The sequence below is a fragment of the Streptomyces sp. NRRL S-31 genome, from assembly GCF_000718775.1.
GTDB lineage: Bacteria > Actinomycetota > Actinomycetes > Streptomycetales > Streptomycetaceae > Streptomyces.
In genome coordinates, this window is record NZ_JOCB01000221.1 from 1 (window position 1) to 1,214 (window position 1,214).

Below are 1,214 nucleotides of genomic sequence, written 5' to 3' on the forward strand. Positions count from 1 at the left end.
CGCCGTCGGCAGGGCGGGTGTGAAGGGTGGTGGGGGCCGGGCCGGTGCCGCCGTGCGCAGGGTGGGTGCGGAGGTGGTGTGGGCGGAGGCGTTGGTGTCGCGGCGGGAGGCGGCGGATCTGCTGCTGGACGCGGGGAACGCGGAGGTGTTGCGGGGGCTGGGGGAGCGGCCGGAGTTCCTGGCGTTGTTGCTGAATTCGGATATCGCGGACAATGTGGCGGTTGATCCGGGGCGGTGGCGCGAGTATGCCTTCGGTGACTTCCTGGCGTCGGGTGGTGGGGAGTTCAGGAGTTTCGAGGAGGATTTCCAGGCTCATCTGGATCAGGTGGCGGTGGTGCTGGAGGGGGACCAGCGCGAGCGGGTGCGTGCGGAGTCGTTGCCGGTGTGGCAGGGGCTGTGGGAGGAGCGGGAGCGCAGGGCCGCGGAGGAGGCCGCGGTGGTCGCGGAGCGGCTGGCGGGTGTGCGGGTCAATGATCCGTCGACGTGGACGCACAGTGGGCGGGTGGTGTTCGCCGAGTCGCGTCTGGGTGAGTACCTGGACGAGGACGATGTCGCGGCGTTGGGGAGGGCTGCGTCGGGTGAGTTGCGGCCGCGGGAGGGCCGGTACGGGCTGCATCAGGGGGTGCACATTCATCTGCGGTATGGCAGTTGGGGTGCGTCGTTCGTGTTCGTGGTGGGTGCGGACGGCCGGGTGGACCTGCTGGTGACGGGGATCGCGACCAGGCGGCTGGGCAATGACTACGTGTGGGGCGGGGGTGATGCCACGGCGGGTGCGCTGGATGCGGGTGTGGTGTTCAACCACGAGGCGATGCGGGCGTCGCGGGCGATGCTGGAGCGGGAACGTGTGCGTCAGCAGGAGTCCGCGGCGGCCGGGGCGGCCGAGGCGGGCAAGGGCAAGGGCAAGCAGAAGGCGGCGGCGGGCAAGGGCAGGCAGCCGGAGACGGCCGGGGAGGGCGCGAGTGCGGGCCGTGCCGGGAACCGGCCTGGCGGGGACGCGGGTCTGGCGACGCTGGCGAGGCTGCTCGGGGAGTACTACGACGCGGTCGGTGCGCAGCGCGCGGGGCAGGGACAGGGCAGCCGCGCGCAGGCGCAGACGCGGAACGTGCTGGACAGGGCCGTGAACGAGCTGGCGGCCCTGGGCCTGCCCGTCAAGGGTGGATCCGTCCAGGTCAGGATGGCCGACACCGGACAGTCGATGGCCGACGGCCTCCGGA

General features: G+C 72.2%; 1 pseudogene. It reads left to right on the forward strand.

The annotated features are described in order from the left end of the window. Positions 1-73 precede the first annotated feature (73 nt). A pseudogene (locus IF37_RS44750) lies at positions 74-1,214 on the forward strand (hypothetical protein); the annotation flags it as partial.